At 33.8% G+C, this 275-nt stretch carries 1 pseudogene; it reads right to left on the reverse strand.

The window, feature by feature from the left end:
• Nucleotides 1–186 (reverse strand): annotated as a pseudogene (locus G6042_RS00405) (IS1182 family transposase); the annotation flags it as partial.
• Between the last annotated feature and the right edge of the window lie 89 nt (nt 187–275).

The raw sequence follows: 275 nt of genomic DNA on the forward strand, positions 1-275 counted from the left end.
AAACACCTTGGTATCAAAACTTGGGCGACCTTCGGTTTTTAATACTCTGGGTGTAAATCCTATTTTCTCTAAATCGATACTGTTAACAAAAGCATCTATAAATCGAACAGGATTGTCCTGATTAATACTGTCTTCTAGACTGCTTACTTGTAGTTGGTTGCGAGCTATTCCTTGTATATGTTGCATCACTAAAAATAATGAATTTATCTTTTTCTTACAACTATTTTACTATATTTGGTACTAGGATTGTGGAGGTTTTTTCACAGTCTGACGTT

Origin of the sequence: Flavobacterium solisilvae, from assembly GCF_012911605.1 — a bacterium.
Classification (GTDB): Bacteria; Bacteroidota; Bacteroidia; order Flavobacteriales; family Flavobacteriaceae; genus Flavobacterium; species Flavobacterium solisilvae.